This is a genomic window from Trichococcus sp. ES5 (assembly GCF_900067165.1).
GTDB classification, from domain to species: Bacteria; Bacillota; Bacilli; order Lactobacillales; family Aerococcaceae; genus Trichococcus; species Trichococcus flocculiformis.
In genome coordinates this window covers 14,199-30,491 of sequence record NZ_FJND01000002.1, presented here as the reverse complement: position 1 = coordinate 30,491, position 16,293 = coordinate 14,199, and the positions used below count along the sequence as shown (strand labels likewise).

Annotated in this window: 14 protein-coding genes; 2 read left to right on the top strand and 12 right to left on the bottom strand. The window is 40.9% G+C overall.

The window, feature by feature from the left end; all coding sequences use genetic code 11:
• Positions 1-88 precede the first annotated feature (88 nt).
• The 3 genes from TES5_RS02415 to TES5_RS02405 all read right to left on the bottom strand — a co-directional run bounded on the left by TES5_RS02415 (position 89) and on the right by TES5_RS02405 (position 2,342).
• On the bottom strand, positions 89-751 hold the full coding sequence (locus TES5_RS02415) for a hypothetical protein (RefSeq protein ID WP_143148181.1): 663 nt from the start codon (positions 749-751) through the stop codon (positions 89-91).
• A 209-nt stretch (positions 752-960) separates the two neighbouring features.
• On the bottom strand, positions 961-1,575 hold the full coding sequence (locus TES5_RS02410; protein ID WP_068559424.1) for a hypothetical protein: 615 nt from the start codon (positions 1,573-1,575) through the stop codon (positions 961-963).
• Complete coding sequence (locus TES5_RS02405) at positions 1,572-2,342, bottom strand: hypothetical protein (RefSeq protein WP_068559422.1); 771 nt, start codon at positions 2,340-2,342, stop codon at positions 1,572-1,574. The genes TES5_RS02410 and TES5_RS02405 overlap by 4 nt, the downstream gene beginning before the upstream one ends.
• A gap of 182 nt (positions 2,343-2,524) precedes the next feature.
• Here TES5_RS02405 and TES5_RS15500 point away from each other — a divergent pair, with 182 nt between their 5' ends.
• A complete protein-coding gene (locus TES5_RS15500) occupies positions 2,525-3,967 on the top strand; it encodes a DDE-type integrase/transposase/recombinase (protein WP_068559420.1) in 1,443 nt (480 codons plus the stop codon).
• A gap of 426 nt (positions 3,968-4,393) precedes the next feature.
• Here the strand turns inward: TES5_RS15500 and TES5_RS02395 are convergent, their stop codons facing one another.
• From TES5_RS02395 to TES5_RS02360, 8 genes are all read right to left on the bottom strand, one after another.
• Positions 4,394-5,299, bottom strand: coding sequence for an AlbA family DNA-binding domain-containing protein (locus tag TES5_RS02395; RefSeq protein ID WP_198143285.1), 906 nt, complete (start codon positions 5,297-5,299; stop codon positions 4,394-4,396).
• A 37-nt stretch (positions 5,300-5,336) separates the two neighbouring features.
• A complete protein-coding gene (locus TES5_RS02390) occupies positions 5,337-7,901 on the bottom strand; it encodes a DUF262 domain-containing protein (protein WP_068559417.1) in 2,565 nt (854 codons plus the stop codon).
• Between the two features lie 185 nt (positions 7,902-8,086).
• Positions 8,087-9,346, bottom strand: a complete 1,260-nt coding sequence (locus TES5_RS02385) for an MFS transporter (RefSeq protein WP_068559415.1) — start codon at positions 9,344-9,346, stop codon at positions 8,087-8,089.
• A 555-nt stretch (positions 9,347-9,901) separates the two neighbouring features.
• A complete protein-coding gene (locus TES5_RS02380) occupies positions 9,902-10,765 on the bottom strand; it encodes a cysteine ABC transporter substrate-binding protein (protein WP_068559413.1) in 864 nt (287 codons plus the stop codon).
• Positions 10,766-10,804: 39 nt separating this feature from the next.
• A complete protein-coding gene (locus TES5_RS02375; protein ID WP_276528509.1) occupies positions 10,805-11,548 on the bottom strand; it encodes an amino acid ABC transporter ATP-binding protein in 744 nt (247 codons plus the stop codon).
• A 17-nt stretch (positions 11,549-11,565) separates the two neighbouring features.
• On the bottom strand, positions 11,566-12,243 hold the full coding sequence (locus tag TES5_RS02370) for an amino acid ABC transporter permease (RefSeq protein ID WP_068559409.1): 678 nt from the start codon (positions 12,241-12,243) through the stop codon (positions 11,566-11,568).
• Positions 12,224-12,883: an amino acid ABC transporter permease gene (locus tag TES5_RS02365; protein WP_068559406.1), complete on the bottom strand. Its 660-nt coding sequence runs from the start codon at positions 12,881-12,883 to the stop codon at positions 12,224-12,226. Before TES5_RS02365 ends, TES5_RS02370 begins: the two co-directional genes overlap by 20 nt.
• A 405-nt stretch (positions 12,884-13,288) precedes the next feature.
• Complete coding sequence (locus TES5_RS02360) at positions 13,289-15,184, bottom strand: S8 family peptidase (protein WP_068559404.1); 1,896 nt, start codon at positions 15,182-15,184, stop codon at positions 13,289-13,291.
• 301 nt (positions 15,185-15,485) lie between these two features.
• Here TES5_RS02360 and TES5_RS02355 point away from each other — a divergent pair, with 301 nt between their 5' ends.
• The gene (locus TES5_RS02355) at positions 15,486-15,761 is read left to right on the top strand and encodes a GNAT family N-acetyltransferase (protein ID WP_068559402.1); all 276 of its coding nucleotides are present in this window, start codon (positions 15,486-15,488) and stop codon (positions 15,759-15,761) included.
• 296 nt (positions 15,762-16,057) lie between these two features.
• Here the strand turns inward: TES5_RS02355 and TES5_RS02350 are convergent, their stop codons facing one another.
• Positions 16,058-16,285 carry a helix-turn-helix domain-containing protein gene (locus TES5_RS02350; protein WP_068559400.1) on the bottom strand — a complete coding sequence of 76 codons (228 nt, stop codon included), beginning with the start codon at positions 16,283-16,285 and terminating at the stop codon, positions 16,058-16,060.
• Positions 16,286-16,293: the final 8 nt, after the last annotated feature.

The window sequence follows — 16,293 nt, the reverse complement described above, 5'->3', positions numbered from 1 at the left end:
GAGCGGAAATTCTATCGCTAAAGGTTTTCCGCTCAATCAATTCTGTTCTCTTTTTTTGGAATATTATGCATTAGAAAAAATCTTAATATTATTTCAGATGGTAGATGTAATCCATTGCATATTTCTGCTGAAATCCATCCAACACCTCAGCATCATAAAAATGGGCAACCATATATCCTTCTTTATCATAGGCTTCGGCAATTACTTTTGGTGCTATTACATTCTTTGGATAGTAAGTTGGAATTATTTTCGAAATGCGATCATAGGTAACTTTCTTATTCTTCAGGCTTTCCACTTTGTTAACTCGGTACAAGCCTTTAAAAATGGCTTCATATTTCGATGAAGATGTCTTTTCGTGAGAGAAGAGTGCTATTTTTTGATTCAGTTCCGTTAATCGACTCCAAGCATATTTGTCATTTTCCGCAGAATTGATATGGAATTCCGTGAACCTGTTCCCATCTGAAGTTAAGTGGTTATCCCACTCTCCATTCGGATAAAACTTCAAACGCTTGATGTCCGTATCTTCCTCAAACTTATGCTTTGCTCCGCTGCCCTGGAATCCTTTGTATCCTGCCCCAAAACAGTTGCAGCACTCCGAAACAGTCCGTAAGCGGACATTGTCATCTGCGTCTAAATAGCCTTTTTCTATATATTCGCTTGGATTTTGATCTCTGACAGATTCCCATGATACAATTATATCTTTATTACGATTAACCAAAGCATCCACCACCTCATCTTCATTTGCTCTCATTATCTCAATGATATCAAGGGTATTCAATATTTATTTAATTTACTTCCATTTCAGTTACTCAAATTGTTATAGGATTAGATCTTCCGAGAGTAAAAAAAAGCGGAAATACCGTCATTATAGACTTTCCGCTAAATCGATTCTGTTGTAGTTTTGCCATGGTTTACCAATTAGAGACACCCAATCGTATTTCATAGTGATAACCATAATTGTTATAGTTGATGCCGGCTACTATAATTAGAGAGATACAGTTTCTCAAAATTACCAAATATTGTCTCTTCCGCATTTTCAGCATTTACACTCAGTAATGGTAATTGCACGAAACTTACCTTTCTGACTCCGGCGTAATATTGATCTGCTGTTTCTTTCATTTCGGGAGTAGCTAAGTATATTTCCTCTCCAATCATTTGTATATCCATATATTCTGCTTTTGTGGGATAATAAAAATGCTGATGATTTGAAGTTGAACATCCCTTTTCCCACGAGGCGATATCTTCATATTCGAATTTTGACAAGTAAATGGTGGGCAGCTGTTCGAAGTGTTCATCATTATGTAGCATGATCTCCATGGCATATATTGGACCGTCACGCCACTCATTCTTGAGTATTTTATCCGTTTCCCTTTGGAACAACAGAATAAAATCATCGATACACCATCCGTAGTAATTGCCGTTCCACTGCCACTTTAAAAATTTTCCATTTACAGTTTTGTAGTTTGTTTTTTCATTCGCAATTGTACGGCAATATTCCATTAGTTGATTAACATTTTCATGAGTTTTATGTACTGCAATAAAGGCATTCCGGATATTTTCATCAACTGAGTTCATAATGTATTTGCCCCCTTAATCTTGCTGTTCGATTCAAAGTCAGAATCTGACGAATCTGTTGGATAAAATGAATAAAACTTTTCTTGGTCGATGTCCACATCAAAATCTACTTGCATGTCTTTGAAACTTTCGAATCCTTTTTTCATCAGTAAGGAAATGAGGTCATCGATAATAACTTGGTAATACCGATCATCTAGTTTCAATTTTTTCAACTCTACCAAAATGCTTTGCCATGAAATATATGCCAGCTGAACATCATTGCTGATAATGTTACGGTTTACTACATCGTTATAGACATTTCGACAGGATTCACTATTTGCGATAAAAAGTAGAATCTTCGTTTTCCCTGCGCCTTTTCTTGAAATGTCCCTGGACTCTCGTGCAAGTTGATTTTTGCTATCTTCCGTCTCGACGGATTGGTTGTCTACAATAGAAGAGTTATCTATATTATCATCAGAGGAAAGTCCGCTTGCGTACTTCACTTCAATACCGATTATCGTATCATCGAAATTCAGTAAAGCATCGATTTCACCTTCGTCAGCTTTTGGCCAAAATTCTATTTTATCGCTCCAAAAGTCAGCGCTAATTTTTCCGATTAAATCGCCAACTTTACTTGGATACACTCCAGCTACCAAAATATTCCGCAACGCCAAATCAAACGGGATGTACCTCAATGCTCCAAAAAAATTCCCAGTTAGGTTATCTTCTAAACTTTCATTCAAATTATAGCCTGTTTGGCTCAGTTTCCCTTTAATTTCAGCAATCATATTTGCACCCCCTTTTAGATTTCTGTACTGTCAAAGTTTAGCTCTGCCAGACGTTCAATTTTGTATTTTTTCGTTGATTTAACGGGGTTAACGACAAAAACAACTTGCCACCCCCCAATTTTTGGTCAATAGTGATGGTAACGACACCGCACTATTTCCCCAAAAGAAAGGAAGATGACAAGTTGCTACCTCTATTATTAACCTATTTAGTTGATATTATCAAGCGTCAACGAATGATTATTCTTGCGTTGATGAAGTTAGTACTCCTGTTGACGCGAAACTCCCGCATGCCTCAGTTAACTGCTCCGGACAATTTAAATTACCAGAAGCTAAAGATCGATGAACTGCCCTTGATCGAAAAAGTTGATAAGTTGGACTATCGCCTGCTTCTTCAAACTCATTTCGAAAAAACGGGGAAGGTTCTTCAGCCCATTCAACGCCGTAAGGGCGTTAAAATCAACCTAGACCTCAACACGACCTGCCCGTGTTGCAGCGCTCCCTCAGACTACCTCTATGCCAACAATGGCGCCAAAGGCCAATGCAATTGTAAAGTTTGCGACGCTGTATTCAGCCCTAAAAACCGTTACTCAAAAGAAGCCATTCTAAAATGTCCGCATTGTATGCATCCGTTAGAAAAAGTGAAAGACCGCAACGGATTTGATGTCTACAAATGTAAAAAAACGGATTGCCCTTATTACTTGAGAAGGCTAAAGGAATTAACGCCTGAAGAAAAAGCCTTATTCAAGAATCAACCGCACCAATTTAAGATGCATTATCTTTTCCGTCAATTCAACCTTGCTTTTGAACCCATCTCGAAGGACTCGATCATTCAGCCGAAAGTTAATCTGGCCAATATCCATTGTTCCCCTTACACGTTGGGGTTGATACTTACTTATCATGTGAATTATGGTCTTTCCGCCAGGAAAACAGCGGCACTTATGTACGACGTACATAATGTTAAAATTACAGGCCAAACCATACTCAATTACGCGTCCAGCACTTCCGTTGTTCTGAAGCCCTTTTTGGAGAACTACCCTTACGAATTATCCGATCAATTCTGCGGAGATGAAACCTACATCCGGGTGAGTGGTCGCTGGAACTATTTGTTTTTCTTCTTTGATGCGGTCAAAAAAATTATTCTGTCGAATTATGTTTCGCAAAACCGTGATACAGAATCTGCTATCTACGCCTTGCGCGAGGTATTCAAAAAGATGCCCCAGATACCGGAAGACCTGACTTTTATCGTCGACGGAAACCCGATCTACCTTCTGGCTCAACACTATTACGCCCAGCACGGCATCCCTTTTGATGTGAAGCAAGTAATCGGACTTACAAATAATGATCCGGTGTCAAAGGAATACCGCCCTTTAAAACAAATCATTGAAAGGTTGAATCGGACATTCAAAGGTAATTACAGAGCGACTACCAGATTCGGATCCCAACAGGGATCGGTCTCTTTCGTGACCTTGTTTTGTGTCTACTTCAACTTTTTAAGACCGCACGCGGCCCTGGAAAAGAAGGTGCCTGTGCTTATCCCTGCGCTGGACAAACTTCCTAACATGCCAGCTAAATGGATAAAATTAATCTCTTTATCTCAAGATTGGCTGATGGACCAAACCCCTTAACTTTTGGCACCGGAGCCCTCTAAAAAAGAGAGAACCAATAAACTAAACAAACGGCGGAGCGTACTCTTTACAATCCGAAAAGCCAATGGTTTAAAATTTTCTAAGCCAAGGGCTACTTTGTGCTGCTCCTTTTGTATACCGTCGCCCTTGACGGCAAAGGAAGAAACCATTGGCTCGGTTGTCAAGAGCGTTTGTTTCACCTAACTTTGAATAGCAGGGCTTGGTTTTTCACATCACCTCGTTATTTTGGGCAGTTTCCATAGAATTTTTGGCACTACCTAGATTTCATCGATTTGGTAGATTTCATATCTCTCATAATATGTACATCCTTTGATATATCAATAAAGAAGTAAATTCATCAAAACTATTTAATTACTTTGTAATTCACTCCTTTACCTGATCAATCATGTTTGAATTTGCGGGATTTTACTTTGTCGATTGGTTCTTAAGTTTAACTTTCCATAGGCATTTCCCTTTTGCGAATACAGTAACATCTGGAGATGTTACTTCATATTCGTTCCCGGTAGAATCCCTAAATTGTAGGACAAAAATAAACTTTTCATCGGTATATCCAGTATCATCAAGGCTCAGACGTAGACAATCGCTAGATTTAAAACCTAGATATAAGTCGCCTGTAAATTCTCTTTTAGCAGGGATTTCAATACGGAAATCAGCACCTACCTCTTTGCCGAACCCGTTGACATTATGTTTTGATCTAATCGTATTTTGAGAATCTTTAATCAGGAGTCTTCCAGAAATAATGGTTACAGGATAGGTGGATAAATTCCTAAAAGAAACGTCTAATAACGCTGTGCCATCTGTTGCTCTAAGATAATTTCCGAGAATTTTAAGTTCAAATTCCCCCGATTTTTCACTATACATGTATTCAAAATCACCCCGGTTGGCGACTGCATTCGTACTCCCTTTTCTTACTAGGCACAACCCTTGCTTAATTTCTTTAAAGTCTTTTTTTATGACATATGGTTTATCACGAGTGTCGCCAATTTCAATGATAGCAAGTTCTTTTCCAAGATATTCTCTGTAGTACAGATTGAAATGCACATCAGGCTCTATATTATTGTAAATAAACTGCTGATAGGTTGAAGAATCTACCTTTTCCTCGGGGGTAATGCCACATATACTTTTTCCACCGTATCCATCCTCATCGAGTCCCATTATGATATATTTTTTCCCTAGATGATTTGAATTCGCCATCGCCATAATATCCTTTAATATATCGGGATTTCCTTTACGGGAATACATCTTTGTTTTGAAATCTAAGAAGTTTGATTCATACCCATTTTCAATCAGTTCTAGCAATTCTTTTTCCAAAAGTAACACCCCACCAATCATTAATCTATCCTATTTACTAACTCCTATACTCACTCGCTATGAGATCATTTATTTGAATCATGTCAGTACTTAAAAAGTCATCCATCTTTTCCTTGATTTCATTCTTTAAATCTTCTATATCAACTTTGAACTGTTCAACGTAATTCTTAGGCAAGATATCTTTTCTGTAGATTTGAGTCCATTTTTTCCCACTGCTTATTTCAGAAAAAATTGTTTGAGTCTGGTTTTTTTCGGCAATTTTCAAGATATTTTGTCTAGTGCTTTCATCACCAGGTCCCACATACAGCGTGAAACCTAATTTACCACTTTTAATGTCGCACTCATATAAAAGGACTCGTTTTGAGGCAGTCCAACCCGACCCAGTTTTCTCAATCAGAGCATCCAACGTTTGGGTTGTAAACCGTATGTATCTGAAATTAGCTTTACTATCCCTGATTATTTCCGGATTTGTATCAAGTACTAATTTGATAGTATCCATCACTACATTCTGGATTTTCTTTTTCCCCTCCGGGTCCCCAATTTCGCCATCCTTGAATTCTATCAATAGATCATCTTCAGCTATTCTGTACAGTTCGAACAATTTTTTAAGACTGTTCTCTTTGGCCCAAGTGCTCGTCTCTCCGTAGAAATATAGGCGTTCTGCAATTTTCACGTATCCATCTCGTTCTTCTTCTATAAAGGATACTGCCAGTCCAGACTCTTCAGATGCGGCCAATTGATAGAGGCTGCTGGGATCCCTATCAAATAACATCTTGATAATCTTTATTGTCATTTCCTTCCAAAACTTGACTGGAATCCTTCCGCTCCCTAAAAATTCAAAAGCAGCAATCGTCATACCGGTGTAATCTTGATCAGAATCAAAGGGAACGGCTCCCACATCAGTGATGATTGGTTCAAATGCAGTACTTGGGTATTTCCATAAATTTAATGCATTCTTTTCCATGTCTTTTGCTCTTTCCTTAAGTTCTGGCTCTGTCCATCTTTCTGCTTTTTTTAAATATTCATTCAGCCTGAAAGGGCTGGCCTTGAAACCATCCGGCATGTCTCTTTTAACGGAAAATGTTCGATTGCTGTAATTGGAGTTGTATCCGGTAACAGTAAGATTTGCTAAACGATTTAACCAGATTTCATGTAATTCTTCATAATTCTCTCCAAGATCTTTCTGCCATTCTTTAGATAATGTTTGGGGCATAATATGTTCAATGCTGTATTTCTTTGCATTGAGCAAGCCGTCGACTATTTCCGTTGTCTCTTTACTCTCTCTATTCTCTAAGCGGTTAAAGATATAGGCGCGCCATTTGTTGTTGATATGATAAAAGTCTTTTGAATTGATTGCCTCTCTAAACTCATCATCTCTTGGCATTCTTGAGCTGCCAGTTTTATTGAGAAGTATATATTTCATCACTTCAGCGTAATCATCTTGATTCGTGGCAAGTTTTAAGACATCTCTATTGAGTGTTGAAAATATTTTATTCAAAGCATTTGTGGGCAAATTACAGATGGATCGTCTAACGATAAAGTCTTCAGTTACTCTGAAAATTTCCAGTAGCTCATCCATACTAAGGACGGAATCTTCGTAATTTTTTAGGATTTCAAGAAAGAAAGGCGTCATGACGTTCATTTCCAATACATTGATGCGCTTCAATACCTCATTAACGCCTTTTGTTGTTGTAGAGGCTTCCTTTATTTGCTCATACCGCTTTGCGTAAGCCAAAAGGTCAATCAAAAGCGATTTAATTGCTATCCCGTTGGTTATTACATATTCTTTAAAATCAAAATAGATATTCGACAAATTTGGAATCTTATTTTGCTTTAGCGTTAAATAGTGACGTATAAAATCACTAACGTCATATGCAGTTTTTTCCTCGATAAGGTTCCAATATTTCTCATAGTACTCCTCTTGGTTAGAAGGAGTTTCTCCCATCAGAATAAAGTTCCGAATTTTGTCACCCTCGCTTAAATCCAATCCGGTGGAGTTTAAACTTTCAAATATTAACTGAGGATCATCTTCTGGGGAGTCTAAGCTGACCTGCATGATTTCCAGTTTTTGTAAGGCACTGAATAGTTCATCGATATTAATGTTCTTTTCTTGGATACGGTTATAGAAGTATAAATAATTTACGGTCATATTTGATGACATAATAAACTCATCTGGATCGCCAAATAATTTTTGAAAAGCAAGATTATCTTTTTTTATTGGCTTCAGTTTCAGTTTTTCATCACCTTTTTTAAAAGGGTTGGTCAAGTATAAATCCTTGATCATTTCAGCCTTACTTTCTTCGTTGGAAGTCACTTTTCCTTCAAATAACAGATTCATCATTGCCAACAGCAATAACGAAACTGTAGTTAACCGTTGCTGCCCATCTATGATGATTACCTCACTCATCATTCCGCTTGGTTTATAAACGATGCTGCCGAAAAAATGCTTCTTCTTGTCAGTCTGTGATACATCGATCAAATCATCATAAAGTTTTTTGCAGTTAGCTTTCTTCCAATCATAATTTCTCTGATAAACAGGGATAATGAAGCGAGCACCACCGCCTTGCATTAACTGTGATAATGGAATTACATTACCTTGCATAGTTACCCTCCTTACAAAATATTATTAATGTTATTTTAATTTAATTGTACCACTTCAAAAGCATAAAAAAATATTTTTTATAGCTATATTTTAATTACTGTATAAACCAAAAAAGCCGCTCTCGATCAGGAGAGCGGCTTAATATATTCTCGTTCAGATAACAATTTTTGATTATTAATCATCTATTAAGCCTTTCTGAGTTCGCCTTTTCTTAACGTTACAGCGAAGAAGAACGATGCTAAGCACACAACCATGAAGACGATGCTGACGATGATTGTCATGTTGTAGCTGCCGGTTGCATCATAGAAGTAACCCAGCAAAGGGCCGCCCAAAGCTAAACCCAGGCTACTTGCTGTCGATAAGATGCCCCAAATAGCCGTGATTTCCTTTTTCCCTAAAACCTCAAACGTCACTAATTGGTTCATTACAGCAGGGACACCTGTGCTGACTGCATAAATCATCGCTGCTCCGGTTAAGATAGTGATGTTATCCGTTGCGGCAAAGATGCAGAATGCTAGGATATAGATAATCGTGAAGATGTAGAAAGCTTTTGTTGCACCCAGCTTGTCACTGGCGATGCCCATGATGATCTTGGAAGCGATCATGACGATGGCCGCGATCGACAAAACCATACCTGCTTGAACATCAGTCGCACCTTTTGTCGTAAAGAAGATCGGAATTTGTTGGGTGAATGTGGAAATCATTGCGAAACACACGAATGACAAGGCCAATAAGTAGAATACTGGCGAACGCAATGCTTGCGCATAGGTCATATCCGTGTTTTTATGGTTGGTGACAACTGTCGAAGAATCATTCGTTGCTTGTTCTGCTACAGCTGCAAGCGAATCTTCCGTCACGCCATAAGGCAACATGCCTACATCAGCGGGCTTTTCGATCAACAGAAACGCTCCCAAGAACAAAGCAACAGCGTACATGCCGCCCAATAATAAGAACCCTTTTTCCCAACCATAATTTTGGATGAAAGTCGGGACAATTGCGCTCGTGATAGCGGTGCTTAAGCCGATCGATGCAGCAACAAGTCCCATAACCAAGCCGTGGCTTTTGCGGAACCAATTATTCACAAGCGTTACAGAAACGATTGCTGTTGACGACATCATAAATAAGCCGATGACGATTGCCCCCAAGTAGAATGCAAGCAAGGATTTTCCGTTGGATAATAGTAGGAATCCTAATGCTCCGAAAATACCACCCAGGATGGATGTTTTCCGCAAGCCAATTTTAGGCAGCAAAAATTTGGTGACTAAAGGCACCGCTACTATTCCGGTCAAATTAAGGAAACTGCCCACCAAACTGAATTGAGAAACTGAAAATCCGGTCGCTTCTGTTACCGGTTTGAAAAACGATGCCAACCCGTTCATCGGAATCCCTACCCCTAGCATCAACAGCATACCTGCAATGATAATCCGTATATATTTTTTCGACAAAATAAAACGCCCCTCACAATGATATATTTTTTCAATTGTTTTAAATAATGCCTCCAGCCAGAACCAAATATACTCTATTACATTGAATAGGTTCAGCCTATAATGTAATTATATTTATCTACACCAGAAATACCGCTTTCATTTATGAGACATTATTCACATATGTTCTCATTTGAATGTAATTTTTCAGGTAGCTAGTAAATGGACTCAGACTGATTAACTTTTATTTGTACAGATTCATTATCAGAATGCATCCAAACCAACATCCCTCATTATAGAGAGTCCATCCGACATGTCAAACTTGAAAAATCTAAAGGAATCCGCTTTCCGCGCTGATATAACATCGTTTTTCTGTAAAATTGTCTGAAACCCAACTTTTTCTTGAATTATTATTAACTTTTATTATGATTCGCTATATTTTCATTTTATATCAACAGATTACCTGATTTATTTTCACAACATCTGAGAAATTCAAAAAGGCCGGAACCGAAGTCCCGACCTATTTGTGTATTGGGAAACTATTATCGCTGACCAAGCCGACAATTGCATCTCTTATTATTGATTTATCAGGACGGATGCAGGATCAATATCGGAGCTGAATGCTGGGGCTAATGTCTTTTCGTATGCTTCTGCGATAAAGCCACTTTCATTCAACGTATCAATCTCTGCATTCACCCATTCCGACAATGCGGTGTCGCCTTTAGCTACTGCTGGCGCGATGGTATCTTCGTTCCCGATGGCTTCAACGCCTGCCACAAAGCCAGGATTGTCTTTGATCCAACCGAAGATCAAGGTATTGTCGTGTGCCAAAGCGGCGCCACGGCCATCCAATAAGGCTTGGAACGTTTCTGTGTTTTGCTCATAGACCAACAGTTCGATATCAGGGTAATTTTCTCTGAAATAAGCTTCTGCGGTTGTTCCTTTGTTGACGATCAATTGTTTGCCTTCCAATTGAGAAACATCCGTGATGACATCCCCTTCTGGAGAAACGATTCCAATAGATACTTTCATATATGGGTTGGCGAAGTCCACTACTTCTGCACGTTCCGGTGTGACGGTGAAGTTGGCCATCATCAGGTCAACCTTGCCTGTTTCCAGATACTCCACTCGGTTTGCTGCTTCTGTGATGACCCATTCGATTTTTGAAGAGTCCCCTAGCAGATCTTCTGCGATTTTTTTGGAAATCTCAACGTCGAAGCCTTGGTTGTCTCCGTTCGCATCCACATAACTGAACGGCGGTTTGTCGCCGAAAACACCGATGCGGATGACGTCATTTTCTTTGATTGTGTCCACTGTTGTTTTATCTTCAATATTGGCAACGGAGCCTTCTGAAGAATCATTTGTTGCACCCGCGCCGCAAGCCGCTAGCCCCACTGTCGCTGATAATATAGCCAATGATTTGATAAATTTGTTTTTCATTCTTCATTCCTCCAATGTTTTTTCATATATATTGTCTTTCTATTGAAACCTGAATGTGTTGATGAATTCGTTAGCCCTTTGCGATTGTGGCTGCGTGAAAAAAGCTTTCGGATCCTCAGAAATTTCAACAATGTTCCCTTTTTCCATAAAGACGATTTTATCGCTGACTGCCTCCGCAAAAGCCATTTCATGGGTGACGATCAGCATCGTCATGCCGTCTTTTGCCAGATCGAGGATGACGTTCAAGACTTCCCTGATCATCTCGGGATCGAGCGCCGCCGTCACTTCATCGAAGAGCATGATTTCCGGGTGCGTCATCAACGCTCGCACGATTGCAACCCGTTGCTGCTGCCCGCCGGACAACTGCCTCGGGAAGCTATGCGCTTTATCTTCCAGACCAACCCGTTTCAGCAACGCAATGGCTTCTTCGGCTGCCTCCTCTTTCTTGCGTTTTTGAACTTTTAAAGGAGCCAATAGGACATTATCAAGAACTGTCATGTGCGGAAACAGATCATACTTTTGAAAGACCATTCCGATTTTCTGCCTGACTTCTTTCCAATTCGTCCCTGCTGCGGCTATCTCTTTTCCATCCAGCAAGATGCTACCGGACTGAATTTGCTCCAGACCATTGATGCAGCGCAGGGCAGTCGATTTGCCGCAACCTGATTGTCCGATGATGGTCACAACTTCTCCTTTGGCTACATCCAACTGGATATCAGCCAAGGCCTGAGTTTCTCCGTAATATTTATTTACATGTTTCAGCTTTAATATTGGACTTTCCAATGTTTCTTCACCCCTTCTCACTCTTGCCATTTCAATTCCAATTTTTTGGATAATTTCGATAACGGGTAACAGACGATGAAGTACAGGAAGAAGATCAACCCATAGATCCAGAAGGAAGCACTCGGATAGTCCTTCACGGATACTTCAATCACTTGCTGTCCGACCTTGATGACTTCAATAATCCCTATCAACGGCAACAGCGCTGTCGTTTTCACCATCCTGGTAGCCAAGTTGATGGCCGGTGGAACGATGCGCCGGACGGTCTGAGGAATAATGACATACACATAGAGTTGCCCTGCAGTCAATCCTAATGCCTGTCCGCTTTCCCATTGGATTTTTGGTATGGACGTGACGGATGCTCTGACGATGTCGGCCATTTCAGCCGTACCCCAAAAGGTAAACACGAAAATGGCGATCACTCGATTATCAATATGAATGCCTGTCCAACGTGTAAGGCCGAAGTACAGGATATACAGCATCACCAATACGGGGACAATCCGTACGACTTCGAGGTAGAGCCTTGTGACGAACCGAACAACGATATTTCTGCTTGTCATGAGCATTCCGACCAAAAGTCCCAGTATGAATGAAAGCACGACTGATATGATTGCGACAAAAACCGTTTGCCCAAGGCCTTCCAAGATACGTTGCAGATTTTGACCTTCGAATAAAATGTTAATTCCCGAATCCTGCAAAACGCAACCTCCTTTCGATGAAATGGATCAAAAGGGATATCGGCACTAAAAACACCAGATAGGTTGTGACCATCAAGAATAGCGCTTCATTGGTCTTGTAATACAATCCCATGATATCTTTCGCGACAAAAACCAGATCGGCTAATGCGATTGCGCTGAACACGGAGGTTTCTTTCAGCAGAAAGATGATGTTCGCCCCGATGCTGGGAAAGGAATTTGCGATTGCCTGCGGGAAAATAACATACAGAAAAGTTTGCGTGTTTGATAAACCCAGACTGGACGCTGATTCCATCTGAATATTCGGGACGGATTCCAAACCACCTCTTATCGCTTCCGCAAAGTAACTACCTCCCAAAAAGGTTAACCCTAATATGCCACAGACTTCAGCGCTCAAGTGGATACCAACCTGCGGCAAGCCAAAATACAAGAAAAACAATTGTATCATCAAGGGCGTATTGCGGGACAATTCGATGTATCCTTCAAAAAACTGCGACAACACAGGCAATTTATAATAGCGCACGATACTGACAATTAGGCCGATGATAAAGGCAAAGATGATCCCAATCCAACCCAAGCGCAACACAAGGAATGCTGCTTCCTGGTACATGGGGATAGCCTTTCTTATAAAGTCCAAGTCCATTGTTTTCCTCCAATCCTTTATGGCTTTTTCCAGTTTCTGATCATCGCCTCACAAATAAAAAACTTCCCGATATTTTAGGAAGCAACGATTACTTTAGCGCCTTTGTCAGCTTTTACTGTTTGCTTGATTCAATATACCAAGACATTATTTCTGTAAAAAGAAGATTAAACCAGCAATTTTCTGTCGTAATTTTTCCATTGAATATCTATTCACATATGGTATCATGACTGCCGATAAATGAATATTATGCAGAACCGAACACAGTTGATAGGTTTTTCCGAACAGCTGAGCGCAGTAAAAAAGACTTGACCCTTCAGCAAGTAAAGGTTCAAGTCTTTTACATACGTTTATGTTTATTTCATTCTTAAATGCCCTAAGTCAAATCCAGTTTATGTTGGTGTTCTGTCATCTTATTATCGAATTTGTCGTCTGGCCGTTAAGCGTATAGTTGACATCTCCTATAACCACACTATCGACAACAAAGGTGAACGTTCTTTGTTCTGTCGACTGGACTAACTTTTCGGATGTGAATGCCACTGTCCCGCTTTTTCCGGTGGTCCCAGAAACAGGACCTGTTGTTGCTTCTTCCCAGTGGCCGGCAACAGTTGCATCAGCTACTTGGGAACCGGCTGCCATTACTTTCACTTTAGCTGTGGCCCATACCTGATTTATTTTGTTTATTTTTCTGGTCGTAGCACTCATCTGGACAACCACATCAACTGTTCTTGCAGGTACAGCTTTAGGCGCAACATTAATGGTCACTGTTGCAGTGGCAATTGCACCTTTGCTGTCCTTCACTTCATATGTAAAGCTATCCACGCCTGTGAAGTCAGCGTTCGGTGCATAGGTAATGTCTGGTCCTGTTCCGCTTACTGTTCCGTTTTCTGGACCTGTAGCAATCGAATAGGTCAGCGGATCACCGTCTGGATCTGTTGCGATGAGGGTGATGGCTACAGAGCTGTTTTGCGTTGTGTCTACAGTCTGGCCGTATCCGACAGGGGGATTATTTGCAATCGATCCGATCCCCAGCGCTGAGGAAGCGTCCACCAACCCGTAACCGTATAATTTATCCTTACCGATTTCCCCCAAGTCCAAGGCCGTCTCATTCATTTTATTGCGGACTGCCTCCGCTGTACAACTCGGATCGGCTGCCATCAGCAAAGCTGCGACACCAGCGACATGAGGTGCAGCCATTGATGTTCCGTTTGCTTCTATGAAGTACTCGCCTGTATAACCTTCGAACGAAAACGGCTGCGGACCTAATAGATTGACACCGTCTTTCCATGTAGATAGTACAGCTACACCTGGCGCGGCTATTTCAACGTCCGAGCCCATACTGGAAAAACTGGCCCGCAGATTATTTCTGTCGACAGCTGCGACGGCTACTACCGAATCATATCTGGCCGGATAACCGACGTTATTACCGTTGCCCGCAGCACTCCCTTCATTGCCTGCAGCGCCAATATGCAGAACCCCGGAGCTGGCTAATGCATCAAAAGCTGCCCCGAGCTGGGACGAATTGGATCCGGTGCCGTAGCTGTTGTTTGTGATGCGTATGGGAGAATCCGGATGCGCGGCATTATAATTCTGAATCCATTGCAGCGCTTCGATGATCCTGCTTGTGGTACCTTCTCCATTGTCATCCAGAACTCTGAGTGCCACGATTTGTGCGTTTGGAGCAACGCCGACAACCCCAAAGCCGTTGCTCGCTGCAGCAAGTATCCCTGCTACGTGCGTGCCATGTCCATAAACATCCTCGGGGAAGAAGTCATCCGAAACAAAATCGTAGCCCAATTCATTTGCGGATGAGTCAAAGTTATCCCGAAGATCAAAGTGATTGAAATTCACTCCGGAGTCCAAAACGGCAACCTTGACCCCTTCGCCAGAATACATGGATGCAAGTGCTGCATCGGCGTTGATATGATCTGCACCCCAACTGTTCCCAAGCTCGTTTTCTGCCGAATATTCAAGTGCCTGCACAGCATAATCCAATTCGACTACTTCCACTTGAGGATTATTTTTCAGGGCTTCGATGGCTTTCGCCGGAAGTCTTCCGGAAATCGCAGGAATAATAGTGAAAACATTGCTGACATCACCACCCAGGCCCTTAAAAGCATGTAATTCCGCCTGACCCGGTTTGTCTTTAAATCTTACAATGACATCCTGAAAATCGGCCGAGCTATTTGGGTTTGCGGTTGCCTCGGATGATGATTGGGATGCCATTGCCTCAGTAGTTATTGATGTATAGCTAAAAATGAATAAAGATGTTAATACGACTGCATAAAATCTTTTCGAAAACATGTCATTTCCCCTTTCTTGCTATCAAAAATTGACCATGGAAGGTCGGTCACACCACAAATAAAGAAATTATGAATAGAGCTATACTGAGATTAGGTCTCAGCGATTATAACATTTGATTTCCTGTACAATATTTTTTCATTGTATACTTTTTCATTGATGATTTACAAGTAGAAGTTTCCATTCGTCGTGACTATCTTTTCAAGACTAATATCTTGACTGGTCTCAACGGCAGTAATAATATGAAATGGAAATCGGATATTTAATGCTGGAAATACATAAAAAATAAAAAGGAGATCAGACAATGAACTTTGATAGCGGCGACTTACGTTTCTACAAAAAAGACGAAAACGAAAACTTAATCTGCGAAATAACCTATTCTCTTGCAGACAGCAACATGATCGTCATCGACCGTACCTTTGTGAATGACGATTACCGTGGCCAGGGAATTGCCGCGCAATTGGTTGATCGCGTGGCCGAAATGGCCAGAGCGGAAAATAAAAAAATCATCCCCCGCTGCGCCTTCGCCAAAAGCATGCTCGAAAGAAACAGCTCACTTTACGCTGATGTAATGAGCTAAGATTTACCCCGCGAAAAATCATTTAGCGGGGTAAAATGTATAAGAGCAACACGAGATACCCCGTTAAGTTGATTTTGGCGGTTTTTCTGACTGTTATTTAACGGAAATAGCCCGCCAAAAATACTTTGGCGGGCTATTTCTGATCCTATATTCAATTCCGTTGCTACTTTCTTTACTCACCATAGTAAAAGAAACCCCAATCTAACAGAGTTCCTTCTGTGAAGCATATAGAATGTTCGCGCTATATCGGGCTAAGGGTTTACCCTGTATTTTCAGGTACTGTCGACCCAGAACCGCTATCCATCTTCTTCATCTTCTTCATCCTTTCGGTATTCCAGGATATCGCCGGGTTGGCAGTCCAACGCTTTGCAGATGGCTTCCAAGGTCGAGAAGCGGATCGCCTTCGCTTTTCCGGTTTTCAAGATGGATAGATTGGCCATTGTGATGCCTACGTGCTGCGATAGTTCGGTTACGCTCATTTTTCGTTTTGCCAACATGACGTCTATATTGATAATTATTGCCATTTTACGCA

Coding starts and splice junctions, on each gene's coding strand:
- TES5_RS02415 (WP_143148181.1), bottom strand. CDS start 751: ATGAGAGCAAATGAAGATGAGGTGGTGGATGCTTTGGTTAATCGTAAT.
- TES5_RS02410 (WP_068559424.1), bottom strand. CDS start 1,575: ATGAACTCAGTTGATGAAAATATCCGGAATGCCTTTATTGCAGTACAT.
- TES5_RS02405 (WP_068559422.1), bottom strand. CDS start 2,342: ATGATTGCTGAAATTAAAGGGAAACTGAGCCAAACAGGCTATAATTTG.
- TES5_RS02390 (WP_068559417.1), bottom strand. CDS start 7,901: ATGCAAGGTAATGTAATTCCATTATCACAGTTAATGCAAGGCGGTGGT.
- TES5_RS02380 (WP_068559413.1), bottom strand. CDS start 10,765: ATGAAAAACAAATTTATCAAATCATTGGCTATATTATCAGCGACAGTG.
- TES5_RS02365 (WP_068559406.1), bottom strand. CDS start 12,883: ATGGACTTGGACTTTATAAGAAAGGCTATCCCCATGTACCAGGAAGCA.
- TES5_RS02360 (WP_068559404.1), bottom strand. CDS start 15,184: ATGTTTTCGAAAAGATTTTATGCAGTCGTATTAACATCTTTATTCATT.
- TES5_RS02355 (WP_068559402.1), top strand. CDS start 15,486: ATGAACTTTGATAGCGGCGACTTACGTTTCTACAAAAAAGACGAAAAC.
- TES5_RS02350 (WP_068559400.1), bottom strand. CDS start 16,285: ATGGCAATAATTATCAATATAGACGTCATGTTGGCAAAACGAAAAATG.